This is a genomic window from Janthinobacterium violaceinigrum (assembly GCF_009208555.1).
Classification (GTDB): Bacteria; Pseudomonadota; Gammaproteobacteria; order Burkholderiales; family Burkholderiaceae_D; genus Janthinobacterium; species Janthinobacterium violaceinigrum.
This window is the reverse complement of sequence record NZ_WFLI01000004.1, coordinates 195,563-221,036: the sequence shown is the minus strand read 5'-3', so window position 1 is coordinate 221,036 and position 25,474 is coordinate 195,563. Positions and strand designations below refer to the sequence as shown.

Annotated in this window: 23 protein-coding genes and 1 tRNA gene; 20 read left to right on the top strand and 4 right to left on the bottom strand. The window is 65.1% G+C overall.

The features are described 5' to 3' along the window. The first annotated feature begins 106 nt into the window (after nucleotides 1–106). The 14 genes from GCN75_RS05225 to GCN75_RS05160 all read left to right on the top strand — a co-directional run bounded on the left by GCN75_RS05225 (nucleotide 107) and on the right by GCN75_RS05160 (nucleotide 15,979). Nucleotides 107–1,339: a urate hydroxylase PuuD gene (locus tag GCN75_RS05225; RefSeq protein WP_152281663.1), complete on the top strand. Its 1,233-nt coding sequence runs from the start codon at nucleotides 107–109 to the stop codon at nucleotides 1,337–1,339. Next, nucleotides 1,336–2,571: a M20/M25/M40 family metallo-hydrolase gene (locus tag GCN75_RS05220; RefSeq protein ID WP_152281662.1), complete on the top strand. Its 1,236-nt coding sequence runs from the start codon at nucleotides 1,336–1,338 to the stop codon at nucleotides 2,569–2,571. The genes GCN75_RS05225 and GCN75_RS05220 overlap by 4 nt, the downstream gene beginning before the upstream one ends. 69 nt (nucleotides 2,572–2,640) lie before the next feature. Beyond that, nucleotides 2,641–3,567, top strand: coding sequence for a LysR family transcriptional regulator (locus GCN75_RS05215; protein WP_152281661.1), 927 nt, complete (start codon nucleotides 2,641–2,643; stop codon nucleotides 3,565–3,567). A gap of 146 nt (nucleotides 3,568–3,713) precedes the next feature. Then, on the top strand, nucleotides 3,714–4,388 hold the full coding sequence (locus GCN75_RS05210; RefSeq protein ID WP_152281660.1) for a DUF4286 family protein: 675 nt from the start codon (nucleotides 3,714–3,716) through the stop codon (nucleotides 4,386–4,388). A 108-nt stretch (nucleotides 4,389–4,496) separates the two neighbouring features. Further along, nucleotides 4,497–5,831 carry an MFS transporter gene (locus GCN75_RS05205; RefSeq protein WP_152281659.1) on the top strand — a complete coding sequence of 445 codons (1,335 nt, stop codon included), beginning with the start codon at nucleotides 4,497–4,499 and terminating at the stop codon, nucleotides 5,829–5,831. Between the two features lie 7 nt (nucleotides 5,832–5,838). Beyond that, nucleotides 5,839–6,516 (top strand): DUF2848 domain-containing protein, encoded by a 678-nt coding sequence (locus tag GCN75_RS05200; protein ID WP_152281658.1) that lies wholly within the window; start codon nucleotides 5,839–5,841, stop codon nucleotides 6,514–6,516. Between the two features lie 4 nt (nucleotides 6,517–6,520). Beyond that, a complete protein-coding gene (locus tag GCN75_RS05195) occupies nucleotides 6,521–7,879 on the top strand; it encodes an amidase (protein ID WP_152281657.1) in 1,359 nt (452 codons plus the stop codon). Nucleotides 7,880–8,006: 127 nt separating this feature from the next. After that, a complete protein-coding gene (locus tag GCN75_RS05190) occupies nucleotides 8,007–9,302 on the top strand; it encodes a paraquat-inducible protein A (protein ID WP_405002781.1) in 1,296 nt (431 codons plus the stop codon). Beyond that, complete coding sequence (locus GCN75_RS05185) at nucleotides 9,295–10,926, top strand: PqiB family protein (protein ID WP_152281655.1); 1,632 nt, start codon at nucleotides 9,295–9,297, stop codon at nucleotides 10,924–10,926. The genes GCN75_RS05190 and GCN75_RS05185 overlap by 8 nt, the downstream gene beginning before the upstream one ends. After that, nucleotides 10,923–11,519 carry a PqiC family protein gene (locus tag GCN75_RS05180; protein ID WP_152281654.1) on the top strand — a complete coding sequence of 199 codons (597 nt, stop codon included), beginning with the start codon at nucleotides 10,923–10,925 and terminating at the stop codon, nucleotides 11,517–11,519. The genes GCN75_RS05185 and GCN75_RS05180 overlap by 4 nt, the downstream gene beginning before the upstream one ends. A gap of 53 nt (nucleotides 11,520–11,572) precedes the next feature. After that, the gene (locus GCN75_RS05175; RefSeq protein WP_152281653.1) at nucleotides 11,573–11,965 is read left to right on the top strand and encodes a DUF2946 domain-containing protein; all 393 of its coding nucleotides are present in this window, start codon (nucleotides 11,573–11,575) and stop codon (nucleotides 11,963–11,965) included. Nucleotides 11,966–12,042: 77 nt separating this feature from the next. Then, nucleotides 12,043–14,154, top strand: a complete 2,112-nt coding sequence (locus GCN75_RS05170; protein ID WP_226941114.1) for a TonB-dependent receptor family protein — start codon at nucleotides 12,043–12,045, stop codon at nucleotides 14,152–14,154. Nucleotides 14,155–14,162: 8 nt separating this feature from the next. Next, nucleotides 14,163–15,503: a PepSY-associated TM helix domain-containing protein gene (locus tag GCN75_RS05165; protein WP_152281652.1), complete on the top strand. Its 1,341-nt coding sequence runs from the start codon at nucleotides 14,163–14,165 to the stop codon at nucleotides 15,501–15,503. 89 nt (nucleotides 15,504–15,592) lie between these two features. After that, complete coding sequence (locus GCN75_RS05160; protein ID WP_152281651.1) at nucleotides 15,593–15,979, top strand: hypothetical protein; 387 nt, start codon at nucleotides 15,593–15,595, stop codon at nucleotides 15,977–15,979. Nucleotides 15,980–15,989: 10 nt separating this feature from the next. Here GCN75_RS05160 and GCN75_RS05155 read toward each other — a convergent pair whose 3' ends face one another. Then, nucleotides 15,990–16,904: a LysR family transcriptional regulator gene (locus GCN75_RS05155; RefSeq protein WP_152281650.1), complete on the bottom strand. Its 915-nt coding sequence runs from the start codon at nucleotides 16,902–16,904 to the stop codon at nucleotides 15,990–15,992. Between the two features lie 102 nt (nucleotides 16,905–17,006). On the opposite strand from GCN75_RS05155, the gene GCN75_RS05150 reads away from it, so the two are divergent. From GCN75_RS05150 to GCN75_RS05135, 4 genes are all read left to right on the top strand, one after another. Continuing rightward, nucleotides 17,007–18,116: a muconate/chloromuconate family cycloisomerase gene (locus GCN75_RS05150; RefSeq protein WP_152281649.1), complete on the top strand. Its 1,110-nt coding sequence runs from the start codon at nucleotides 17,007–17,009 to the stop codon at nucleotides 18,114–18,116. Nucleotides 18,117–18,126: 10 nt separating this feature from the next. After that, nucleotides 18,127–18,417 (top strand): muconolactone Delta-isomerase, encoded by a 291-nt coding sequence (catC, locus tag GCN75_RS05145; protein ID WP_152281648.1) that lies wholly within the window; start codon nucleotides 18,127–18,129, stop codon nucleotides 18,415–18,417. A gap of 33 nt (nucleotides 18,418–18,450) precedes the next feature. Then, nucleotides 18,451–19,266 (top strand): 3-oxoadipate enol-lactonase, encoded by an 816-nt coding sequence (pcaD, locus tag GCN75_RS05140; RefSeq protein WP_152281647.1) that lies wholly within the window; start codon nucleotides 18,451–18,453, stop codon nucleotides 19,264–19,266. Nucleotides 19,267–19,370: 104 nt separating this feature from the next. After that, nucleotides 19,371–20,774: a sodium:solute symporter family protein gene (locus GCN75_RS05135; RefSeq protein ID WP_152281646.1), complete on the top strand. Its 1,404-nt coding sequence runs from the start codon at nucleotides 19,371–19,373 to the stop codon at nucleotides 20,772–20,774. A 12-nt stretch (nucleotides 20,775–20,786) separates the two neighbouring features. On the opposite strand, the gene GCN75_RS05130 is transcribed toward GCN75_RS05135, so the two are convergent. From GCN75_RS05130 to GCN75_RS05120, 3 genes are all read right to left on the bottom strand, one after another. Then, the gene (locus tag GCN75_RS05130) at nucleotides 20,787–22,181 is read right to left on the bottom strand and encodes a GntP family permease (protein ID WP_152281645.1); all 1,395 of its coding nucleotides are present in this window, start codon (nucleotides 22,179–22,181) and stop codon (nucleotides 20,787–20,789) included. 151 nt (nucleotides 22,182–22,332) lie between these two features. After that, nucleotides 22,333–22,409 (bottom strand) — tRNA-Pro (locus GCN75_RS05125). Nucleotides 22,410–22,463: 54 nt separating this feature from the next. After that, nucleotides 22,464–24,557: an AsmA family protein gene (locus GCN75_RS05120; protein ID WP_152281644.1), complete on the bottom strand. Its 2,094-nt coding sequence runs from the start codon at nucleotides 24,555–24,557 to the stop codon at nucleotides 22,464–22,466. Between the two features lie 122 nt (nucleotides 24,558–24,679). Between GCN75_RS05120 and GCN75_RS05115 the strand changes: the two genes are divergently transcribed. Together GCN75_RS05115 and arsC are read left to right on the top strand one after the other, a co-directional pair. Next, nucleotides 24,680–25,054 (top strand): ArsR/SmtB family transcription factor, encoded by a 375-nt coding sequence (locus GCN75_RS05115; RefSeq protein ID WP_193317384.1) that lies wholly within the window; start codon nucleotides 24,680–24,682, stop codon nucleotides 25,052–25,054. Then, the gene (arsC, locus tag GCN75_RS05110; protein ID WP_152281643.1) at nucleotides 25,051–25,473 is read left to right on the top strand and encodes an arsenate reductase (glutaredoxin); all 423 of its coding nucleotides are present in this window, start codon (nucleotides 25,051–25,053) and stop codon (nucleotides 25,471–25,473) included. The genes GCN75_RS05115 and arsC overlap by 4 nt, the downstream gene beginning before the upstream one ends. The last annotated feature ends 1 nt before the right edge of the window (nucleotide 25,474 follow it).

The following is a 25,474-nucleotide window of genomic DNA, read 5'->3' as shown; positions in this document are numbered from 1 at the left end:
ATTTGAATATGTCAAATATACGATATTTTTCATGTGATGGGCGGTAAATCCGTTTATCTTGTGTAGATTGGCACGAATATTGGTTCGGTCTGACTAGAGGAAATTTATGGAAGTATTTGCCTACCTGATTCCGTACGGCCTGGAGTGGCTGAACCTGATCGTCCGCTGGCTGCACGTCATCACGGGCATCGCCTGGATCGGTGCTTCCTTTTATTTCGTCTGGCTCGACAACTCGATCCGCCCGCCCGCGCCCGGCTCCGAGCTGGCAAAGAAAGGCGTGTCGGGAGAATTGTGGGCCGTGCACGGCGGCGGCTTCTATAACCCGCAAAAATACCTGGTGGCGCCCGCCGAACTGCCGAAGGAACTGCACTGGTTCAAGTGGGAAGCGTATTCCACCTGGCTGTCCGGCTTTGCACTGCTGACGATAGCCTACTACTTCAATGCCCAGGCCATGATGATCGACAAATCCGTGGCCGACATCAGCAGCGGCCAGGCGATCGGCATCGGCATCGCCACCCTCGTCATCGGCTGGACCGTGTACGACCTGCTGTGCCGCTCGAAGCTGGCGCAATACGAGCTGTGGTTCGGCGTGACGGTGTTTGCGCTGATCGTCGGCGCCGCGTATGTGCTCACGCACCTGCTCAGCGGGCGCGCCGCCTACATCCACGTGGGCGCCATGATCGGCACCATCATGGTGGCCAATGTGCTGATGCTGATCATTCCCGGCCAGCGCAAGATGGTTGAAGCCATGGCCGCCGGCAAGCTGCCCGACCCCAAACACGGCCTGAAAGCCAAGCAGCGCAGCGTGCATAACAATTATTTCACCTTGCCCGTGCTGTTCATCATGATCAGCAACCACTACGCGATGACCTACCGCAACGATCACGCCTGGCTGGTGCTGGCGCTGATCATGGCGGCCGGCGTCTTCATCCGCCACTTCTTCAACCTGCGCCACAAGGGCCGGGTCGAGTGGCGCTATCCGGCCCTGGGCGTGGCCTTGCTGGTGGCCGTGGCCGTGGCCATCGCGCCGAAAGCGCCCGTGGCCGTGGCGGCCGCGCCGGCCGCGGACCCCGCAGCGCAATTCAAGCACGTGCATGCCATCATCGCCCAGCGCTGCGCCACCTGCCATTCGGCCCAGCCCACGCAGCCGGGCTTTGCCACGGCACCGGCCGGCATGATGCTGGATAATGAAACGGAAATCCGCCAGCATGCGGCGCAAATCTACAAGCAGGCCATCGAGCTCAAAGCCATGCCGATCGGGAACCTGACCAATATGACGGACGCCGAGCGCAGTGAACTGGGCGTCTGGCTGCAACAGACCATGCAAGGAACAAAATGACAACGCACGCAGAACGTATCACGGCCTGGATCGACGAACACTTCGACGAGGAAGTCGCATTTTTACAGAAGGTGGTGCAGCAGCCGACGGACACGCCACCCGGCAACAACGCGCCTCACGCGGAACTGGTGGCGCAGCTGCTGCAGGCCTACGGCTGGCAGGCGGAACAGCATGCCGTGCCAAAAGAACAGGTGGAGGCGTATGGCATGCAGAGCATCACCAACCTGATCGTGCGCCGCCCGTATGCGGCAGGCGGTCCGACGGTGGCCCTGAATGCGCATGGCGACGTGGTGCCGCCCGGCGACAACTGGACGTATCCGCCGTATGGCGGCCAGATCGACGGCGGCTATATCTACGGCCGCGCGACGGCCGTCTCAAAAGGCGATTTCGCCACCTATGTGTTTGCCGCGCGCGCGCTCGAAGCGCTGGGCATTCCACTGCAAGGCCAGCTGGAACTGCACTTCACGTACGACGAGGAATTCGGCGGCTTGCTGGGGCCGGGCTGGCTGCTGGAACAGCAGCTGACCAAGCCCGATTTCGTCATCGCGGCCGGTTTCAGCTACGGCATCGTCACCGCGCACAACGCCTGCCTGCAGCTGGAAATCACCGTGCACGGCAAGTCGGGCCACGGCTCCATGCCGGAGACGGGGCATGACGCGCTGCAGGCGGCCAACAAGATCCTCAACGCCATCTACGGCCAGCTGCCGGAGCTGAAAAAGATCAAGTCCAAGGTCGCCGGCATCGACTCGCCCACCATGCTGGTGGGGCGCATCGATGGCGGCACGAATACCAATGTGGTGCCGGGAAAAGTCGTCATGAAGATGGACCGCCGGATGATCCCGGAAGAAGACCCGGTGGCGGTGGAAGCGCAGGTGCGGGCCCTGATCGAAGACGCCGTGCGGGGCGAACCGGGCATCCGCCTCGAGATCCGTCGCCTGCTGCTGTCGCACGCGCTGCGCCCCTTGCCCGGTTCCGAGCAGCTGGTGGGCAGCCTGCAAAAGAATGCGCAAGCCATCCTCGGCGAGACGATTCCCGCCGTCGGCACGCCCCTGTATGCGGATGCGCGCCTGTATGGCGAACGGGGCATCCCGGCCGTGCTGTATGGCGCCGGCCCGCGCACGGTGCCCGAATCGAATGCGAAGAAGGCCGATGAACGCCTGGCGCTCGACGATCTGCGCAAGGCCAGCAAGATCGTCGCCCTGACCTTGCTCGATTTCCTGGGCAAGAAATAGGGCGGGAAATAAGGCAAGGCAGTTTGGCTTACAATGGGCCGACCACACATTATGTGAAGAAGAGCTCCATTGAATACCCGTTTTCTCGAAGCGTTTGTCTGGGCTGCGCGGCTGGGCAGCTTCCGCACGGCGGCCGACAAGCTGCACATCACGCAGGCGGCCATCTCGAACCGCATCGCCTCGCTGGAGCAGGACTTCGGCACGCGGCTGTTCGACCGCGATGCGCGTGAAATCCGCCTGACCTTCGCCGGGCGCAACCTGCTCGTGTACGCCGAGCGCATGCTGGAACTGTGCCGCGACATGTATGCGGCCAATTCCTCGCCCGCGCACATCACGGGCGAAGTGCGCATCGGCGTCATCGAAACCATCGTCCATACCTGGCTGATCCCGTTCCTGCAGCGCGTGCAGGAACGCTATCCGGGCATCGAGATCCAATTGACGTCCGAATCGACGCGCCGCCTGCACGAACAGCTGCAGCAGGGCGAACTCGATATCGCGCTGCAGACGGACATGCTGACGGGCGACCATATCCGCAGCACGGGCAGCGGTGCCATCGCCATGGGCTGGGCGGGCAGGAAGGCCGACTGGCCCGACACGGGCAAACCGTTCACCGTGGCGCAACTGGCGCAGCATCCGATCATCACCATGAACCGGGGCTCGCAGCCCCATTCCGCATTGAAAGCGCTGTGCCAGGACGAGGGCGTGCAGCTGGGCAGGGTGCACTGCGTCAGCTCGATCTCGGCCATCGTGCGCCTCGTGAAGGCGGGCTTCGGCATCGCCGTGCTGCCGCTGGCGCCCCTGCGCGAGGAAATCGAGCAGGGCAACATCGCGCTGATTCCATGCGCCAGCGCCCTGGCGCCGCAGCGCATCGTCATCAGCTACAGCGAAGACATCACCACGGAAGCGATCCAGCTGGTGGCCATGCTGGCGTGCGAGGAAGCGGCCAGGTTCACCCTGGGGCTGGGCGAGGAGTATGGCGCCGGTGCACGGACGTGACAATTAGCGTGACAATTAAGTTGCTGTAATCGCCGCGACCCACAAGAAAAACTTATCAGTCGCGTTCAGAATAACCCGTTTGCCAAGTGATGGCGTGCCGCCTATTCTGGGTTGGCACACCACTTACAACGCACAACGGAACCATCATGACGACGTTCACCACCACCTTGCCCGGCATCCTGTTTGTCTGGACCAGCGCCGACCCTGAACACGAACTCGATTTCAACCGCTGGTATGACCGCGAGCACGTGGAAGAGCGCGTGCGCATTCCCGGTTTTGTCAGCGGCACGCGCTACCAGAGCGTGCGCGGTCCCCGCAAATACCTGGGCCTGTACCGTACCGTCTCGCTCGACGCCTTCCAGACGCCGGACTATTTCAAGGCTTTCGGCCAGCAGACGCCATGGTCGGTGGCGAATCTGCAGCGCATGCGTGATCCGATGCGCCGGGTCTGCGCCATCGAGGCGGAAACGGGCATGGGCACGGGCGCCTGGCTGGCCGTGCTGCGCCTGGGGGCGCCAGCCATCGGCCAGGACGCGCAAGCGGTGGCCGGCATGGCGGCGCTGGGGACGAAGCTGCTGCAGATCGATGGCGTGATTTCCACGCGCCTGCTCACGCCCGATGCCAATCTGTCCGGTCCTTTGCCGGCGGAGCAGAAGGAAGGCCGCGTGCTCGATCCCATCTTCCTGATCGACGCGTCGTCGGAAAGCGCCGCCGTGGCGGCGGCAAACGAAGCCGGTGCGGCGCTGGGCCTCGATGGCGAACAGGCGGCCATCCTGCAGCTGTCCTGGCAGCTGCGCGAGGCGGACCTGCAAGCGGCCTGACGCGGGCACGCGCATCTTGCCGGCACCGATAACACGAGACACGGGCCACGGCGCAGGGCAAAGCATCCTGCGCCGGGCCTGCAATAAAACTGACGAGAGAGGTAGGCTATGACCACACACACCACGGCGCGCGCCACTGCGCAGCGAGAATCGCATGCGCCCGCAGCGGGCGGGAAGCCCAAGACGGGACGCCTGGCCACGGCCAGCATGGTCGGCACGACCCTGGAATGGTATGACTTCACCGTCTACAACACCATGGCGGCGCTGATTTTCAATCACCTGTTCTTCCCTTCATTCGATCCGCTGACGGGCACCATCCTGGCCTTTTCCACGTATGCCGTCGGCTATATCTCGCGCCCGATCGGCGGCGTGATCTTCGGCCATCTGGGCGACAAGCTGGGACGCCGCTGGGTACTGGTGGTGACCCTGATGCTGATGGGCGTGACGACGGGCCTGATGGGCCTCCTGCCCACGTATGCGACGGCCGGCATCTGGAGCCCGGTCCTGCTGGTGGCGCTGCGCTTCGTGCAGGGCATCGCGCTGGGCGGCGAATGGGCAGGCGCCGTGCTGATCTCCGTCGAACACGGGGCGGCGGACAAGCGGGGCCGCAATGCCTCGTGGACGCAGGTGGGGCCATCGTTCGGCACCCTGCTGGCGACGGGCTGCATCGGCCTGATCACGTATCTGCTGCCGCATGAAGCATTCATGGACTGGGGCTGGCGCATGCCGTTCATCGCCAGCCTGCTGCTGGTGGCCTTCGGCATGTGGATACGCAGCGGCATCGAGGAAACCCCGCTGTTCAAGGAACTCGATCAGCAGGATGCGAAGGCGGAAGCGCCGATCGGCGACGTGCTGCGCCTCTACTGGCGCCGTCTGCTGATCGCCGGCGGCGTGCGCATCGGCTCGGACGTGCTGTATGCGCTGGTGGTGGTGTTCACCCTGACGTACGTGACGACGGTGCTGCACCTGTCGTCGACCCTGGCGCTCACCGCCATCATGATCGGCACGGCCTGCAATGCGCTGTCGGTACCCGTTTTTGGCGCCCTGTCGGACAAGATCGGCCGCCGTCCCGTGTATGCGCTGGGCGCCACCCTGGGCCTGGTGTGGGCGTTCGCCTTCTTCACCCTGCTCGATACGGCCAGCCCTGCCGCCATCGTCGTTGCCGTCGTCGTGGGCCTGGTCATCCACGCCATCATGTACGGTCCGCAGGCGGCCTTCGTCATCGAACAGTTCCCCACCAAGGTGCGCTATGCGGGGTCTTCGCTGGCCTACACGCTGGCCGGCGTCATCGGCGGCGGCTTCGCGCCCCTCGTTATCGCCAGCCTGTACCGCTCGTACAACAGCACCATGGCCGTCTCGCTGTACGTGGCGGCGGCCTTGCTGATCACCGGCGCCGCCGTGTTTGCGGCCAGAGAAACGGGCCGCGGCCCCCTTGAGGAATAAGGAAGTCATGAGCACCCATACCTTCAACCTGGCCGGCCACGGCCCCGTCACCTTCGACATCGACAATCTGATCATCGCCGGCTGGACGGGCCGCGACATGGCGATGGTCGAACACCATATCGCCGAACTGGAAGCCATCGGCGTGGCGCGCCCCAAAAGCGTGCCGACGTTTTACCGCGTGGCGGCGGCGCTGCTGTCCAGCGATGCGGCCATCGAAGTGCCGGGCCGCGATTCGTCGGGCGAGGCCGAATTCGTGCTGTTCTCCACCGAATACGGCCTGCTGGTGGGCATCGGCTCCGACCACACGGACCGCAAGGTGGAAAGCTATGGCGTGACGGTCTCGAAGCAGATGTGCGGCAAGCCCGTGGGCGACACCTTGTGGCGCCATGCCGACGTGGCCGGCCACTGGGACCAGCTGCAGATGCGTTCCTGGCGCGAACGGGCCGGCGTGCCGGCCCTGTACCAGGATGGCCCCGTGACGCGCATGCTGTCGCCGGAAGACCTGATCCTGCGCTACACGGGGCAGGCCAGCCTGCCCGTGGGCAGCGCCATGTTCTGCGGCACGCAGCCGATCATCGGTGAAATGGGCCATGGCGACGCGTTCGAGCTGGAGCTGTATGATCCTGCCTTGCAGCGCCGCCTGCAGCACCGCTATGCCGTGCAAACCCTGCCCGTGGAAGGATAAGAACATGACCCAGTTGACCAAGACCATCCGCGACCTGGCGGCCGACCTGGCCGCCGGCCGCACCAGCAGCGTGGCATTGACCGAGCAGATGCTGGCGCGCGCCGAGGCGCACCGGGCGCAGGGCGGCCATGCGTATGTCGGCCTCGATGGCGAACAGGCGCTGATGGAAGCGCGCGCCAGCGATGCGGCGCGCGCGGCCGGCCTGGTGCCTTCGCCGCTGGCGGGCATTCCCCTGTCCATCAAGGACCTGTTCGACGTCAAGGGGCAGGTCAGCAGCGCCGCTTCGCTGGCGCTGGCCGAGGCGCCGCCTGCCGTTGCCGATGCTGGTGCCGTGGCGCGCCTGCGCGCGGCCGGCGCCATCCTGCTGGGCCGCACCAACATGAGCGAATTCGCATTCTCCGGCCTGGGCCTCAATCCCCATTACGGCACGCCGCGCCATCCGCACGACGGCGCGCGCGTGGCGGGCGGCTCCACCTCGGGCGGCGCCGTCACGGTGGCGCTGGGGATGGCGGCCGGCGCGCTGGGCACGGACACGGGCGGCTCGATCCGCATCCCGTCCGCCTTTTGCGGCTTGACGGGCTTCAAGCCGACGGCGGCTGCCGTGTCGCTGGCGGGCACGGTGCCGCTGTCGCGCTCCCTCGACTCGGCCGGTCCCATCGCGCACAGCGTCGATTGCTGCGCCATCCTGCATGCGGTGCTGTCCGGCCACGCGATTGCCGCTCACGCGCCAGCCTTGAAAGGCTTGCGCTTCGGCTTTACCCTGGACTACGTGGGCGCCAATGTCGAGCCGCAGGTGCAGCAGGCTTACGCGCGCGCACTGGACGAACTGCGCGCGGCCGGCGCGCAGGTGGAACAGTTCGATTTTCCGGAACTGCTGGAGCTGCCGACGATCAATGGCGGCGGCGGCCTGGTGGCGGCGGAAGCGTGGCACTGGCACCGCGCGCTGCTCGACGAGAAGGGCGCGCAATACGACCAGCGCGTGGCGGCGCGTATCCGCCGCGGCCAGCAGCAGGGCGCAGCCGACTACATCGATTTGCTCGATGCGCGCGCGCGCCTGATCGGCGTCGCCCGGCGGCGCCTGGCGCCATTCGATGCGTGGCTGATGCCCAGCGTGGCCATCGTGGCGCCGGAAGTGGCGCCGCTGGAAGCGGATGACGCCACCTTCTTCGCCACGAATGGCCTGGTGCTGCGCAATGCCAGCGTGATCAACTTCCTCGACGGCTGCGCGCTGTCGCTGCCGTGCCATGCGGACGGCGAACTGCCCGTGGGGCTGGGCATCTGCGGCCTGGCGGGCGCCGACGACACGGTGCTGCAAATCGGCCGCGCCGTGGAAGCGTTGCTGCGGGGGAATGCAAAAGAATAATGCTGTAGTGCAGGAAAATGCCAACTCTGTCATGATTGCTGGCATTGATATGGGATAGTCGCGCTTGCGCGCCGGCAAACTTCACACTGTGCACCGATACGACCTGATTAGCTGCCATGACTGCGGCGTGCTGTACCGCAAACGTCCGCTGCGTCCACGCGAAAAGGCGCGCTGCGTCCGTTGCCGCTCGGTGCTGTACCGGGCCGCCTCGGGCCGCGGTGCTTCCGCTGGCCTGGACAAGGTCGTGGCGCTGACCCTGGGCGCCGCCCTGGTCTTCCTGATCGCCCAGTTCTTCCCCATCGTCGAACTCGACGTCAATGGCCTGACTTCCAGCGCCACCTTGCTCGGTTCCATCCGCGTGCTGTGGTCCGAGCAGATGCAGGTGGTGGCGACGATGGTCTTCCTGTTTACCATCCTCTTTCCCGCCATCGAACTGGGTTCCCTGCTGTACGTGGCGCTGGGTCTGCGCGGCGGCATCAAGGTGCCCGGTTTTAACCGCGTGCTGCGCGCCGTGCAGACGGCGCGCGAATGGGGCATGACGGAAGTGCTGATGATCGGCATCCTGATCACGGTCGTCAAGATGACCAGCCTGGCCACCGTGCTGCCGCAACCGGGCCTGTTCGCGTTTGGCGCGCTCACCCTGCTGCTGGCCATCGTCGTCTCGTTCGACCCCAAGGCCTTGTGGAACCTGGGCGACGACCTGACCCGGCAAGCGCTGCCCGGCATCCGCTACAAGGCGTTCGCGCCCGGCGCGAAGATGGTGCCCTGCCATGCCTGCGGCCTGGTGGCGCCGCCCCTGGGCCATGGAAAACACCTGCGCTGCGTGCGCTGCGGCTCGGCCCTGCATGTGCGCAAGCCAAACAGCATCAGCCGCACCTGGGCCTTGCTGATCGCCGCCATGATCCTCTACATTCCCGCCAACCTGCTGCCCGTGATGGTGACGCAGTCGCTGTTCGGCGCGCAGGACGACACCATCATGAGCGGCGTGGTGCTGTTCTGGACCAGCGGCTCGAAAGGCCTGGCCATCATCATTTTCATCGCCAGCGTGGTCGTGCCCATGCTCAAGCTGGGCGTGCTGGCGCTGCTGGCGTTCACCGCGCAGCGGCGTTCGCGCTGGCGGCCGCGCCAGCGCACCGTCCTGTACCGCATGGTCGAATTCATCGGCCGCTGGTCCATGCTCGATATCTTTGTCGTCACCCTGACGGTGGCGCTGGTGCGTTTCAAGTCGCTGGCCGTGATCACGGCCGGTCCCGGCGCGCTGGCCTTTGGCGCCGTGGTGGTGCTGACCATGCTGGCAGCGATGCAGTTCGACCCGCGTCTGATCTGGGACCCCGTCGACGAGCAGGTGCCAGGCGAGGAAGAACCCGTGGTGGTGACGACAAATACCGGAAACAATACAGTGATTGGAGAACAGCATGTCTGACAAAGAAGCAGGCGACCTTGCCGAAACGGGTGGCCGGCCATTGCCCGAGCCCGACGTGGAACAGGGCAGCCGCTGGCTGCCGTCGCTGGTATGGCTCATTCCCTTGCTCGCTGCGCTGATCGGCGCCGGCCTGGCCGCCAAGTCCATCCTGGACCAGGGCCCCACGGTGACGGTCAGTTTCAAGAGCGCGGAAGGCCTGGAACCGGGCAAGACCAAGGTCAAGTACAAGGATGTCGATATCGGCCAGGTGCGCGCCATCACCCTCGGCGACGACTTGAGCAAGGTGCTGGTGACGATCGACATGAGCAAGGAAGCACGCCGTTTCGCCACCGCCGATTCGCGCTTCTGGGTGGTGCGCCCGCAGATCGGCGCCAGCGGCGTGACGGGCCTGGGCACCTTGCTGTCGGGCGCCTACATCGGCGTCGACACGGGCAAGTCGGAAGCCAAAAAGGATAGTTTCGTCGGCATGGAAGACCCGCCCCCCGTGGCCGGCGACCAGAAGGGCAAGCTGTACACCCTGCATGCGGACAGCCTGGGATCCGTCGATGTCGGTTCGCCCCTGTTCTTCCACCGCCTGCGGGTGGGCAAGGTGGTCAGCTTCGCGCTGGACAAGGATGGCCACGGCATCACCATGTCGGTGTTCGTGAACGCGCCGTACGACCAGTTCGTCGGCAAGAATGCGCGCTGGTGGCATGCCAGCGGCGTCGACGTGCGCCTCGATTCGAACGGTTTCAAGCTCAACACGCAGTCGCTGGCCGCCATGCTGGTGGGCGGCATCGCCTTCGAGGCGGAAAATGGCCGCAAGCCGGAAGACCCTGCGCCGGCTGGCACCAGCTACCGCCTGGCCGCCGACGAGGCCAGCGCCATGCGCGAGCCCGATGGCGAAGCCATTACCACCGTGTTCTATTTCGACCAGTCCCTGCGCGGCTTGCAGCCCGGCGCCACGGTGGACTTCCGCGGCATCGTGCTGGGCGAGGTGCGCTCGGTGGGCATCGAATTCGATCCCGTGAAGAAGAACTTTCGCATGCCCGTCACCGTCAGCCTGTATCCGGCCCGCCTGGGCATGCGTTTCAAGACGGCCGTCGATGATGCGGAAGGTTCGGCTGGCCACCAGCTGCTCGAACGCATGGTCAGCCGTGGCTTGCGCGCCCAGCTACGCACGGGCAACCTGCTGACCAGCCAGCTGTACATCGCGCTCGACTTCTTCCCGAAAGCGCCGAAGGTGGCGCTGGAGCTGAACAAATATCCGCTGGAAGTGCCGACCGTGCCGAACACGCTCGACGAATTGCAGACGCAGATTGCCAGCATCGCCCGCAAGCTCGACCAGGTGCCGTACGCGGAGATCGGCAACAACCTGAATGCCACCATCAAGCAGGCCAATACCCTGTTCAAGCAGCTCGATGGCCAGGTGGTGCCGGAAATGCGCGATACCCTGACGGCGGCGAAACAGACCTTCGGCACGGCCGAACAGGTGCTGCAAAAGGATTCGCCGCTGCAGTCGGACGTGCGCCAGGCCTTGCAGCAACTGACGCAAACCCTGCAATCGCTCAACGCCCTGTCGGATTACCTGGAACGTCATCCGGAGTCCCTGATCCGCGGTAAAAAAGGAGATGAGAAAAAATGAAGCAGCCAATTCTTGCGCTTGTGATGACGGCCATCCTGCTGGGCGGGTGCTCCACGCCCCAGCCCGAGCATTTCTATACGCTCAGCGGCGGCGCCGACGCGCAGCCGGCCAAGCCCGTCAAATACTATGTCGAGGTGCTGGCCGTCAGCGTGCCGCAGCAGGTGAGCCGCAACCAGTTCGTCGTGACGGCGCCGTCGGGCCGCATCGAATTGCTGGAGCAGCAGCGCTGGGCCGGGCCGCTGGCCGGCGAGATCGGCCAGGCCTTGTCGACGGCCGTGACGAACGAGCTGGGCGCCATCGACGTGTTCCGCACGCCGCATCCGGACAACCTGCCCGTGTACCGCATCAGCACCAATGTGCAGCGCTTCGAGTCCGTGATGGGCCAGTATGCGCTGATCGATGCCGTGTGGAGCGTGCGCCAGCTGGCCAGCAACAAGGTGGTGACTTGCCGCACGATAGCCAATGAAAAGGTGGGCGCGGGCTACGATGAACTGGTACTGGGCCACCGCCGCGCCGTCGGCCGCATCGCCGCCGATACGGCGAGCGTCGTGCGTGGTTTTGACGGCGGCAACGCCGCCTGTCCGGCCGCCTGAGCCGCTTTCCGCTACCCAGTCCCGGCGGCCGCTGGTAAAATGCGGCCATGGGAATGACCTCTTTCACACGCCGCTGCGCCGCCTGGATCGCCTGTTTCGCGATCCTGCTGGCGGCGCTCGCGCCATCGGTTTCCCAGGCCGTCGCCAATGCCAAGCAGGAGTCCGGCTCCGGCTGGGCGGAAATCTGCTCGGTGGCCGGCATCCGTTTCGTCCAGGTCGACGATGATGGCGGCGCCGACGGCAAGTCCGGCGGCAAGGCCATGCAGATGGAGCATTGCGCCTTCTGTTCCACGCATGCGGGTTCCGTGGGCTTGCCGCCCAGTCCCGTGCTGCCGCTGCCCGTCGCCGGCGGCACGGCCATTTTCCCGGCCCTGTACTACCAGTCGCCGTCCCCGCTGTTCATCTGGTCCACCGCGCAATCGCGCGCGCCGCCCGCACTCGTCTAAGTCCTTGCATTTTCAATGTTGGCGCTGTCCGCCTTGCGGTGGGACACGCCGCATCCGCACACTTAAACGAGAATCACATGAACAAGAAACTGTTGGTGCTGGCCGCGGCCATCACCGTGGCTTACCCCTGCGCGCAGGCGCAATCGGATCACACCATCGACACCGTCGTCGTTTCCGGCTCGCGCGCGCAGTCCTGGCTGTCCGAAACGCCGCAGGCCATCGGCGTCGTCAATGCCAAAATGCTGGAACGCGACAAGCCCAAGACCATGGGCGATATCCTCAACCGCATCGCCGGCGTGTACTGGAATGACCTGGGCAACGAACAACACAGCATGAGCATCCGCCAGCCCATCGGCACGAACGCCGTGTACCAGTACCTGGAAGACGGCATTCCCATTCGGCCGCTGGGCGTCTTCAACCACAACTCGCTCAACGAGATGAACATGGCCGGGGCCAGCGGCGTGGAAGTGGTGAAGGGAGCCGCTTCCTCGCTGTATGGCAGCAATGCCGTGGGCGGCGCCGTCAATTTCCTCACGGCCGGCGCCAGCGCCACGCCGACGGCCACGGTGGGCGCGCGGCGCGACAATACGGGCGGCTACACGCGCTACGACACTGCCGCCAGCGATACGTGGGGGCCGCTGGGACTGCGCTTTTCCCATTACAGCTCGCGCCGTTCGCGCGACAACTGGCAAGAGTACAGCTACGGCGACAAGGATTCGTTTTCGCTGCGCGCCGACTATGCGCTCAGTCCCGCTTCGCAGCTGCGCGCCACCATCGTCCACACGGATCTCGACGCGGCCATGACGGGCAGCCTGTTCGAGAACGATTACCGCAATGACCCGGGCAAGAGCCTGAACACGTTCACCTACCGCAAGGACAAGACCACGCGCATGAATCTGGCGTGGGAGGGCGAGACGACAGCCAATGGCACGAGCACCGTCACCGTGTTTACGCGCAAGAACGACCATGGGCAGATTCCCGCCTATTCCATCGGCAGCTGCGCGGGCATGCTGTGCAAGGGCGTCATCAACAACAACCATGTCGATTCGCTGGGCCTGGACGTGAAACACCAGCAGAATTTCGCGTGGCTGAACTCGCGCCTGATCGCCGGCGTGTATGTGGACAAGAGCGACAATCCTTTTGTCAGCGATAACCTGTCCATCGTGCGCGATGCCGCCACGGGCCGCTACCTGTCCTACACCCTGGCCGATGCCGCCAATCCGCTGGGCGTGCGCGACTACCAGACGGACATCCTGAACACTGCCGTCTTCGCGCAATGGGAATTTTCTCCGATGGCGGGTACGCGCGTGGTGCTGGGCGGCCGCTCGGACGCCATCCGCTACGATTACCACAACAATCTGGCGCCCGGCGGCAGCGTCAATTACGGCGCGCCCGACGAGTCGCGCAGCTTTTCCCACGCCAGCCCGAAGCTGGGCGCCACCTACGCCATCGGCCATGCGGGCAGCGTGTATGCGAATGTCAGCCAGGGATTCACGCCGCCCGAAGTGAGCCAGCTGTATGGCAAGACGGGCATCGCCGACTTGCAGCCGTCGGTCTACAACAACTATGAACTGGGCTTGCGCTGGGCCTTCCTGCAGGGGCGCCTGAAACTCGATACGGCTGTGTACCGGCTCGACGGGCGCGACACCATCGTCAGCTACACGCTGTCGCCGGGGAACAGCGAAAACCGCAATGCGGGGCGCACGCGCAGCGAAGGGCTGGAGCTTGGCCTGACCTACGACAGCGGCCCGTTCGACGCGCGCTTTGCGACGGCCATCGCGCGCCACCGCTACCTGCGCTACCAGGTGTCTGCCAGCCTTGATTACAGCGGGCGCGACATGCCGCAGGCGCCGCGCGACATCACCTCGTTCGAGATCGGCTACAAGCCCGTGGCCGGTGCCAGGGTGGCGCTCGAAGCCGTGCACCAGGGCCGCTACTGGATGAACAATGCCAACACGGTGGAGTATGGCGGACACGCGCTGTTCAACCTGCGCGCCAGCTATCGGATTGCGCGCGGGCTGGAGGCATGGGCGCAGGTGCGCAACCTGACGGACAGGCGCTATGCGGATTCGGCCAGCAGCAGCTATTCGGGCGCGGGCAGCTACGCGGCCAATACGCAGAACCAGTACACGCCCGGCGCGCCGCGCAGCGTGATGCTGGGCCTGTCCTACACCTACAACGCCCTGTGAGGATGGCCATGGACGATTTCACCTTTCTCATCGCCCGGCGTAAAAGCCTGTATTGGCGCATCCACTTCTGGGCCGCGTTGATCGCCTCGCCGTTCGCCTTGCTGGCGACCTTGACGGGCATCCTGTACGTGTTCACGCCGCAGATCGAAACGGCGCTGTACGCCCACCTCGACCATGTGGCGCCGCAGGGCGCCATGCGGCCGCTGGACGCCGCCGTGGCGGCAGCGGAACGGGCGGCGCCGCGTGGCTGGGAAGTGCAGCACGTGGTGCCGCCGTTTCAACAGGACGACGCGGTGCAGGTGGCGTTTGCGCCGCCCGGCGGCGCGCAAGGCGAACATGCTGAACATGCGGGCCACGGCGGGCATGCCGCCGCCAAGCCGAAATTCGGCCTGCCCGCGCAAGCCGTCGTCGTGTATGTGAACCCCTACGATGCGCGCGTGCTGGGCAGCCTGGCCAGCAGCGAACGCTTCGGCAACTGGGCGAAGAAGCTGCATTCGCGGCTGCTGCAAAACGATGGCTGGCGCTGGATGATTGAACTGGCGGCCAGCTGGCTGATGGTGATGCTGGTGACGGGCGTGGTCCTGTGGTGGCCGCGCGGCGCGCAAGCGGGCTTGCCGAAGCGGGGCGCGCGCGGGCGCAATGGCTGGCGCCAATGGCATGCCTTCCTGGGCGTGGCGCTGGGGCTGGTGAGTGTCGTGATTCTGACGACGGGACTGACGTGGAGCCAGCAGGCGGGCGCGCGCATCCGCGCGCTGCGCGACGTCAGCGGCCAGGCATCGCCGCCCGCGCCGCGCGGCCTGCAGTCAACCGAGGAAGGTGCTCCGCTCGACTGGCAGGGCGCCTGGCAGGTGGCGCGCAGCCATGCGCCCGCCATCGCCGTGCAATTGACGGCGCCCGCCAGCCAGGACGACGTGTGGCGCGCCACCATGGCCGACCGCAGCCGGCCCACCTTGCGCTTCGACCTGCAGTTCGACGCTTACAGCGGCAAGCCCCTGTACTACGCGGGCTGGGATGCGCAGACGGCGTTCGGCAAGGCCACGGCCATCGGCATCCCCTTCCACAGGGGCGAATTCGGCTGGTGGAACCAGGCGCTGTTGCTCGTGTTCGGCGCCAGCGTGCTGTTCTCGCTCGTATCGGGCTGGGTGATGTTCTTCAAGCGGCGCCTGCCAGGTTCGCTGGGCTTGCCCAAGCTGCTGCCGGGCGCCTGGACGTCGCCCTCGGTCCTGGCCTGGCTGACGGCGGCGGGCATGTGCGCGCTGATGCCGCTGCTGCTCCTGTCCGGCAGCCTGCTGATGCTGCTGGAGCTGGGACTGGCGCGCCATGGCCGCCGGCGCCGGCTTGCGCGATGACGGACCATATGGCCTGGCGCTGGCTGGGCTAGAATGCAAGGGCGCGGCCAGGCTCGTTGCCATGGGCCGCCCCTTGCATAGGCTGAACCATGGTATTCATCGATTTTCCCGCCCTGTCCACCCTGGCCGCCGCGTCGGCCGCGGTTACCCAGAAATGCAGCTGCTGCGCCGTTCCGCTGGACGCCTGGCAGCGCCTGCCCACCTCGCTGGAGCTGGACCGCTTCGAAGAAGTCGGCACCCTGCGCGAAGACCCGTACGAAGAACCCACGTTTGACGAGTACCACCCGCAGGGCACGCGCTACGACAGCGTGGACGCGCCCATCGCGCCGCGCTTCTATCCCGCCAACCTGAGCCAGGTGGCCCGCTGCCTCAATTGCGGCCGCCACTACCTGCGCTACAACGAGGCGGGCGGCTACTTCACGGAATTGCGCATCCGCGCGCTGCGCCCCGAACTGCTGGCCGACGCGCCGCTGTAGCGGGTGCCTGTTACAGGCTTTCCTTGACGTGCGCAATGCCGTGTTCATCGTAGATCGAATACACGGCAGCGAGAATGTTTTCCAGCTCGGGCGAGCGGTCCATGTGCCGCATGCTGAACAGGATGGGCGAGAACGCATGCCTGTCGTCCAGCTTGCGGTACACCACGTTACGGTGATGCATGGCCTGCACGCTTTCGGGCACGATGGAAATGCCCTGGCCGGCTGCCACCAGTCCCATGGAAATCTGCAGCTCGCGCACTTCCGTGACGGGGCCGGGCGTGACATTGCCATCGCTGAACATGGCCAGCACCTGGTCGGCAAAGCTGGGGCGCGGCGCTTTCGGATAGACCAGCAGGGTTTCATGCGTCAGGTCCGCCAGGCGCAGGCCGCCCTCGCCATGGGCCAGCCGGTGCCCGGGCGGCAGGGCCACCACCAGGCGCTCTTCGCGCAGCAGGATGCGGCGGATGCTGGGGTCCTCGCTTTTCAGGCGCCCGAAACCCACGTCGATGCGGCCTTCCTTCAAGGCCTTGATCTGCTCCACCGTCGTCATTTCATGCAGGGTCACGTCGACCTCGGGGTGGCGCTCGCAATAACGGTGCACGACATCGGGCAATTCGCCGTACAGGGTCGAGGCGACGAAGCCGATCGACAGGGTGCGTTCCAGCTTGCCGATGCGCTGCGTCATCGCCTTCAGGTCGCGCACCTGGTCGAGCAGCGGGCGCGCGTGGGCGAGGAAAAACTCGCCCGCTTCCGTCAGCCGCAAGGGACGCGAACCCTTTTCGATCAGCGCCACGCCCAGGGTTTCTTCCAGCTGCTGCATCTGCCGGCTGAGCGGCGGCTGCGCGATATGCAGGCGCGCGGCGGCGCGCGTGAAGTTCTTTTCTTCGGCAACCGCAACGAAGTAGCGCAAGTGGCGTAATTCCATCTTCATACCTTTCAGGTATAGGTTCCATACCAACTCGGTGTTGGACGGGGGGACTTTGGGGGCATATCGTGTCACCACTCCACAGAATTATACGGAATAAATATGATTCAAAATATCGAGACCTTCCTGGTCGATGTGCCCACCATTCGTCCGCACAAGCTGTCCGTCGCCACCATGAACACGCAGACGCTGGTACTGGTGCGGCTGCGCTGCGCCGACGGCATCACGGGCTGGGGCGAAGCCACCACCATCGGCGGCTTGAGCTATGGCGGCGAAAGCCCGGAAAGCATCAAGACGAATATCGATACCTACATCGCGCCCCTGCTGGTCGGCATGGAAGCGAGCGAGGTGGCCAAGGCCATGGCCAGGGTGCGCAAGGTCATCCAGGGCAACCGCTTCGCCAAGTGCGCGATCGAGACGGCGCTGCTCGATGCGCAGGCGCGCCGCCTGGGCGTGCCGCTGTCGGAATTGCTGGGCGGCCGGGTGCGCGATGCGCTGCCCGTGGCCTGGGTGCTGGCCAGCGGCGACACCGTGCGCGATATCGCGGAAGGGGAAAAAATGCTGGAATTGCGCCGCCACCGCATCTTCAAGCTGAAGATCGGCCTGCGCGACGTGATGGACGACGTGGCCCATGTGCTGGAGATCAAGCGGGCGCTGGGCGAGCGCGCCAGCGTGCGCGTCGATGTCAACCAGGCCTGGAGCGAGACGGACGCCGTGCGCGGCATCGCCGCGCTGGAAGCGGGCGGCATCGACCTGATCGAGCAGCCCGTCAAGGCGGGCAACCGCGCCGCGCTGGCGCGCCTGAAACAGCGCTTCGACGTGGCCATCATGGCCGATGAAGCCTTGCACGGTCCCGCCGATGCGCTGGCGCTGGCGCAAGCCGATGCGGCCGACGTGTACGCGGTGAAGATCACGCAGTCGGGCGGCTTGCTGCCCGCGCTGGAAGTGGCGACAGTGGCGCGCCTGGCCGGCGTCGGCCTGTACGGCGGCACCATGCTCGAAGGCGGCGTCGGCACGGCGGCCACGGCCCACGTCTGCTCCACGTTTGCGGAACTGGCCTGGGGCACGGAACTGTTCGGGCCACTGCTGCTGACGCAGGAAGTCTTGCGCGAGCCGCTCGTGTACCGCGACTTCATGCTGCAGGTGCCGACGGGGCCGGGCCTGGGCGTGGAGATTGATACCGACAAGCTGCGTGCCATGCAGCGTCAATAAAGGAGACACCATGTTATTCCATGTACGCATGAACGTGAACCTGCCCGTCAGCATGCCGGCGGAACAGGCAGCGCAGCTGAAACAGATGGAAAAGGAACTGGCCCAGCGCCTGCAGCACGAGGGCAAGTGGCGCCACCTGTGGCGCATCGCCGGCCAGTACGCCAACATCAGCGTTTTCGATGTGGACAGCGTGGACGAGCTGCACAACTTGCTCACTTCGCTGCCCTTGTTTCCCTACATGCAGATCGACGTGATGCCGCTGTGCCGCCATCCTTCGTCCGTGCGCGACGGCGATGCCTGACCCGCGCTGCGGCACAAGCAAAGGAGCCATGCCATGAAACACACGGATACGGGAATCGTCGTGACCACCTGGAACGGGGACGATACGCTGCTGCATTACCGCACCGATGGCGAGCGGGGCAAACCATGTCTGCTGCTGTCGAATTCCCTGGGCACGGACCTGTCCATGTGGGATGCCCAGGCGGCGAACTTGGCCAGCGACTTTTATGTCGTGCGCTACGATACGCGCGGCCATGGACGCTCGGCCAGCGGCAGCGCGCCGTTCGGCATCGAGCGCCTGGGCCTGGACGTGGTGGCGCTGCTCGACCACCTCGAGATCGCGCGCGCCGCGTTCTGCGGCATTTCCATGGGCGGCTTGACGGGGCAGTGGCTGGCCATCCACCAGCCGCAGCGCCTCACGCATCTGGTGCTGGCAAATACGGCGGCGCGCATCGGCGCGGCCGACGCGTGGCTGGCGCGTGCGGAACAGGTGCGCCGCGACGGCATGGACACGGTGGCCGATGGCGCCGCCGCGCGCTGGTTCACGCCAGCCTTCATCGCGCGGGAAGCGGCCACGGTGGCGCGCATGATCGCCACCTTGCGCGGGCAGGATGCCGAAGGCTACGCGGCCTGCTGCGCGGCGCTGGCGCAGGCGGACTTGCGCGCGCAGGCGGCCACGATCACGGTGCCCACCCTGCTCATCGCCGGAGAGCACGATCCCGTCACCACGGTGGACGATGCGCGCTGGCTGCAGCAGCAGGTGGCAGGTGCGCAGCTGGCCCAGGTGCCCGCGTCGCATTTGTCGAATGTCGAGGCAGCGCAGGCATTCACGGCCCGGCTGCGCGCCTTTGTATCGCCGCCGGCAGGGTAAGATTTCGCTTTGCCCCTGAGCACCGCCACCGGCAGGGCCGGCACGCGGCAGGGGAAGCTTTTTTGAAAAAATAATAAGAAAAAAAGCAAACTTGGAGTAGACAGATGGAAAACAGATTGATCATCATCGCGGCGATCACGGTGGGCTATTTCGCCCTCATGTCGTACATTACCTATAGCGTGCGCAAGCACGCCAACAGCGCCGAAGGCATGACGGCGGGCGGACGCAACTATCCCGCCTACCTGATCGGCGCGCTGTTATTGTCGGAATTCATCGGCAGTTCCGTCAGCATCGGCACGGCGCAAAAGGGCTATGAGCTGGGCATTTCCGCCGCCTGGAACCTGGTGGCGCTGTCGCTGGGCTTTTTGCTGCTGGCCATCGTGCTGGTGAAGAAATACAAGGAAAGCGGGCAGTCGACGATTTCCGGCATCCTGGCGCAGACGTATGGCGAACCCGTGCGTTATGCGGCGTCCATCCTTACCATCGTCGCGCTGGGCATCGTGGCCGTGGCCCTGTACGCGAGCGGCGGCGCCGTGCTGGCGGCCGTGCTGCACATCAATAAAACCGTGGCCATCCTGCTGGTGGGTGCCATCACGGTGATCTATGTCAGCCTGGGGGGCATGCGCTCGGTCGTGTACACCAACTTCGCCCACTCCATCGTCAAATACCTGGGCGTGATCCTGGCGCTTGCGTATGCGCTGGAAGCGAGCGGCGGCATCGGCGCACTGCAGGCACAGTTGCCGGCCAAGATGTTCAACTGGGTGGAGATCGGCTGGGGCCAGATCATCGCCTGGATGATCGGCGGCATCGGTTCCATCTTCGCCACGCAATACGTGATCCAGGCGCTGGTCAGCACGGACAACCCGGCCGTGGCCAAACGCGCCTGCTATTACGTGTCTTCGCTGATGATCCCGTTCGGCCTGATGGCCGCGCTGATCGGCATGTGCAGCGCCGTGCTGTATCCGGGCATGAAGTCGATCGACGCGTTTCCCACGCTGATCGCCCACATGCCGGCCTTTTCCGCCAGCATCATGATCGTGGGCCTGGCCGGCGCCCTGTTCGGCGGCATTTCCGCCACCACCCTGGCATCGGCCACCCTGGCCATGAAGGATTTCTATGATCCCTGGTACAACAAGGCAAAGAACGACGCGAAATCGCTGATGTTCCTGCGCATCGCCATCGTCGTGGCAGGCTTGCTGCCGCTGGTGCTGGCGCTGTATGCGGAAAAACTGCTGATGATCGCCTTCCTGGGCAAGGCCTTGCGCGCCACCCTGGCCGTGCTGGTGCTGATGGCCTTTTATGCGCCGAAATTCGGCACGCCGCGCGGCGCCTTTGTCGGCGTGATCGTCTCGGTGATCGCCACCATCGGCTGGTTCCTCGCGGGCAACCCGTACGGCGTGGACAGTTCTTACCTGGCGCTGGCCGGTCCGCTGCTGACCATGGGCATCAGCCATTTGTTCAAGCCGGCGCAAGCGGACGTCAAGCCGGCGTCGTCCGCCCGGCCTTAATGGACGCCAGCCTTACACCAGTCCCGTCATGTAATAGATGGCGATCACGAAAAACACGACCACGGTCTTGATGATGGTGATGCCGAAAATGTCGCGGTAGGACTGGCGGTGCGTGAGGCCCGTGACGGCCAGCAGGGTGATCACGGCGCCGTTGTGCGGCAGGGTATCCATGCCGCCGCTGGCCATGGCCACCACGCGGTGCATGACTTCCAGCGGAATGTGCGCCTGTTGCGCTGCCTGGATAAAACTGTCCGACATGGCGGCCAGCGCGATGCTCATGCCGCCCGAGGCCGAGCCCGTAATGCCGGCCAGGGTCGTCACGGAAACGGCCGCGTTGACAAGCGGATCGGGCACGCTGCGCAAGGTGTTACTGACGGCAAGAAAACCGGGCAGCGCGGCGATGACGCCGCCGAAGCCATATTCGGACGCCGTATTCATGGCTGCCAGCAGGGCGCCGCCCACGGCTGCCTTGGTGCCTTCCGCAAAGGCGGCGCGGATGCGTCCGAAGGCCGTCACGCAGACGAGCAAGATGCCCAGCAATAGAGCGCCTTCCACGGCCCAGATGCCGGTGACGGAAGCGATCGACGTGGTCACGGGCGCATGCAAACCCGGCAGTGTCTCGGCGGTGAGCGAGTAGCTGGCGCCGTACCAGTGGGGAATCAGCCGGGTCAGCGCGTAATTGGCCACGCCGACGAGCAGCAGCGGCGCCACCGATAGCAGCGGATGGGGCAAGTCGCCCACGCCGGCCGTGGCCTGTTCGGCCTCGGCCCCATAGCCTTCGCCCGTCGCCATGACGGAGCGCCGGCGCCATTCGAGGAAGGCCAGTCCCATGACCACCGTCAGCACGGCGCCGATGGTGCCCAGCCATGGCGCGGCCCAGCCCGTTGTATTGAAAAAGGTGGTGGGGATGATGTTCTGGATCTGCGGCGTGCCGGGCAAGGTATCCATGGTGAACGAGAACGCGCCCAGGGCGATGGCGCCCGGCATCAGCCGCTTGGGGATATTGCTCTGGCGATACAACTCAGCCGCAAACGGATACACGGCAAACACCACCACGAACAGCGACACGCCGCCATAGGTGAGGGCGCCGCAGACGGCAACGATCACGGCATTCGCGCGCGAACTGCCGATGTAGCGGATGGCCGCCACGACGATGGACTGGGAAAAGCCGGACAGCTCGATCAGCTTGCCGAACACGGCGCCGAGCAGGAAGACGGGGAAATACAGCTTGATAAAACCCACCATCTTTTCCATGAAGATGCCGCTGAAAACGGCCGGCACGGCCGAGGGATCGGTCAGCAGCACGGCGCCCAGCGCGGCGACCGGTGCAAACAGGATCACGCTGTAGCCGCGGTAGGCGGCCAGCATCAGGAAGGCCAGTGCGGCCAGGACTATCAGGAAAGACATAAGACCAGGACCTCGCCGAGAAGTGTATAGGATACCAATTGTTCAATTAATATCATACTTCCCAGCAACACGCCAACGCGTGGGTCAAGGTTTGAGCAGCTTGCACAGGCGCAGATTATCGGCCCGTTATTTCATAGGGAAGAGGGCGTGCTGGTCGGGGTGAGAGGATTCGAACCTCCGGCCTCTGCGTCCCGAACGCAGCGCTCTACCAGGCTGAGCCACACCCCGCTTTCCTTCATTACAGCAGATGGCGGAACGGGTTTCAAGCGGCTGCATCAAGGTCTATTTCTTTTCCTGCTGCGCCTTTCTGATGTCCGCTTCGCTCACTTTCTTGGCTGGCGCATTCGTCGCCGGCGAAGTGGGCGCCTTGCGCGTGGCATTTGCTTGCGCCATGACGGCGGCGCAGTCCGTGTCGGGCGCCTTGTCGACGCTGACCAGCGGCAGCAGGGCGGCCAGCGGCGTGACGACGGTGGCCAGCGCCACGGCGGCGCCCGCCTTCAGGGCCAGCGGGCCTTTTTGCGGACCCACGTCCGGGTTCTTGAACGTGCCTTTCGCGTACAGCGGCGTGCGCAGGGTGATGATGCGGGCGCCCTTGGTGCGGGGACGCACGTCCAGGTCCAGGGTTTCATTTGCCAGGTTGACGTTACCCGTGACGTTGACGACGGCGCTGTCCGTGTCGAGCACGAAGCGGCGCACGTCGGCCTGGCCGTTCGTGACGGCGAAATCGCTGGCCATGCAGTTCAGGTGCACCTGCTTGTCGCCGAAGATTTTCACGAAGACGGCATTGGCCAGGTTCAGGCCGGCCAGTTCCAGCATGAACTGGCTGACGGAGCCTTCGCTGACGGTGGCCGCCAGTTCGCCATTCGCGCTGGCCAGCATGGCCGAGACGGAGTTGCCGTGGCCCGTGAGGGCTGCGTCGCCGTACACTTCGCCGAAACTCGCTTGCATCGATTGCAGCTTGGGAAACAGTTCGCGAATTTTGAGGTGGCGCGCCGCCACCTTGGCTTGCGCGGCGATGGTTTTTTGACGGCCGTCGAGCGTGATATTCGAGGTAATGTCGCCGCCGGCCATGCCGAAGTTGAGCGGCGTCAAACTCAGCACCTTGTCTTTCATATGGATATTGGCGACGATGTCGTTGAATGGAATGTCGTGCGTGCGTACCAGTTTCTTGCCTGTAAATTTCACGTCGGCATCGAGCGCATCCCATTTGGCCGTGTTGAACTGTTCCACGGGCAAGGCTTTGTTGTCCGGTTGCACGGGGGCCTTGCCGCGCGCCTGTTTCTGCGCATTGCTGTCGGCGCCGATGGTAGGGCCCAGGTCTTCCAGCCGCAGCTGCTGCGACGTCACCTCGCCGCGCAGCAAGGGACGGGGCTGGCGCGGCAAGTATTGCAAGGTGCCGGCCAGGTCGCTCTGGCCCACCTTGCCCTTGAAATTCTGATAGGTCCAGTTCCAGGCGTCGCCATCCTTCTTGCCCAGCAGCCGGCCCTTGGTGGCGTAGTCCGGCGTTTCCGGCAGCAGCACGCCCGTCAGCGGGTACAGGTCGGCCATGCTGGCGCCGGCCAGGCTCAGCTGCAAATCGATGCCGGACAGCGAGCGCGGGTCCGTCAGGGTGCCGGCTATGCTGGCCTTGTTCTTGCCCAGCACGGCGTGCGCCTGCACGGGATACACGGTGTTGTTGTCGGTCAAGGACAGCACGGCGCCCGCCTTGCCGCCGCCCGTCACGGGCGCCTTGCGATAGGTGCCGCCCAGGGTGAATGCGATGCCGTATTTTTCCACGGGCGCGCCGCCTGGCGCATCGCCCGGCGTGGCGTCGGGCGCCGTGGAGCTGACCTTGGCGCGCAGGTCCAGCGCGATGCCCTCGTCCAGATAACGGATGGTGCCGTCGCCGAAGGCCATGCGCTGGACTTCCACTTCCCATGGCGAGGGGCCGTTGTCCTTCAAGGTCCAGCTGTTGCTGCCGTCGGCGCGGCGCTGCAGGGCAATGTTTGGCGCCTCGAGCGCCAGGTCCGTCAGCACCACCCTGTGCTGCAGCAAGGGCAATGGGTGGAGGGCCACGTCGATGCGTTGCGCGCTGGCCATCTGCGGGCCCGTCGTGGCCCAATCCGGGTTGCTCATGCGCACGTCCTGGGCGCTGATGACGGGGCGCGGCACGTAGCGGCGCCAGCCCGGTTCCGTCTTCAGGCCCTGCCGCCATTGCACCCGGAGGTCGCCGCCGATGACGAAGGTACGGCCCGTGCTTGCCGACACCTTCTCATTGATATAGGGGCGGGCGCGGTTCCAGTCGAAGGTCAGCACAAGGATGACCACGATGGCGATGAGGGCCAGCAGGGCGGCCAGGCTCCAGCCGAGGATTTTCAGGGGTGTCGAGCGTGTCATGGGATGCCGATCGCAGTAATTTTTCATCAAGGTAGACCGATAGGCCATATCGGTCGGTGCGCTAGGTTACGTACGCAGCGCGATCGCTGGCATTGATTCCATAATTCGAGTATTATTGAATTATGGAAAACGAAACTACAAGCGCAGCGCAGGCTGCGCCACTGACGAGTACGGCAGCCATCGCGGCCCTGGCGGCGCTGGCGCAGGAATCGCGGCTGGCCGTGTTCCGCCTGCTGGTGCAGACGGGACCGGGAGGCATGGCCGCCACGAAGATTGCCGAGGCGCTGGCCATTGCGCCCTCGTCGCTGTCGTTCCACCTGAAGGAATTGGCGCATGCCAATCTGGTGGCGGCCAGCAAGGCGGGGCGCTCCATCATCTACTCGGCCAACTATGCGGGCATGAATGGCTTGCTGGCCTTCTTGACGGAAAACTGCTGCGCGGGCGTGCCTTGCTGCGTGCCGGACATCACCACTTTATCGAAGGAAACTACGACATGACGATTACCATTTACCACAACACGGCGTGCGGCACCTCGCGCAATACCCTGGCCCTGATCCGCAACACGGGCGTCGAACCCGTCATCATCGATTACGTCAAGAACCCGCCCACGCGCGAGCAACTGCTGGACCTGATCGCCCGCGCGGGCCTGTCTGTGCGCGCCGTCATGCGCGACAAGGGCGCCCTGTACGACGAACTGGGCCTGGCCAATCCGGACTTGTCCGATGCGGCCCTGCTCGATGCCATGCAAGCCCATCCTATTTTGATCAACCGCCCCATCGTCGTCACAGAACTGGGCGTGCGCCTGTGCCGGCCGTCGGAAAAGGTGCTGGAGATCCTGCCGTTGCCGCAGCAGGGTGCATTTGCCAAGGAAGACGGTCAGGCCGTCGTGGGCGCCGACGGCAAGCCGGTGGCTTGAG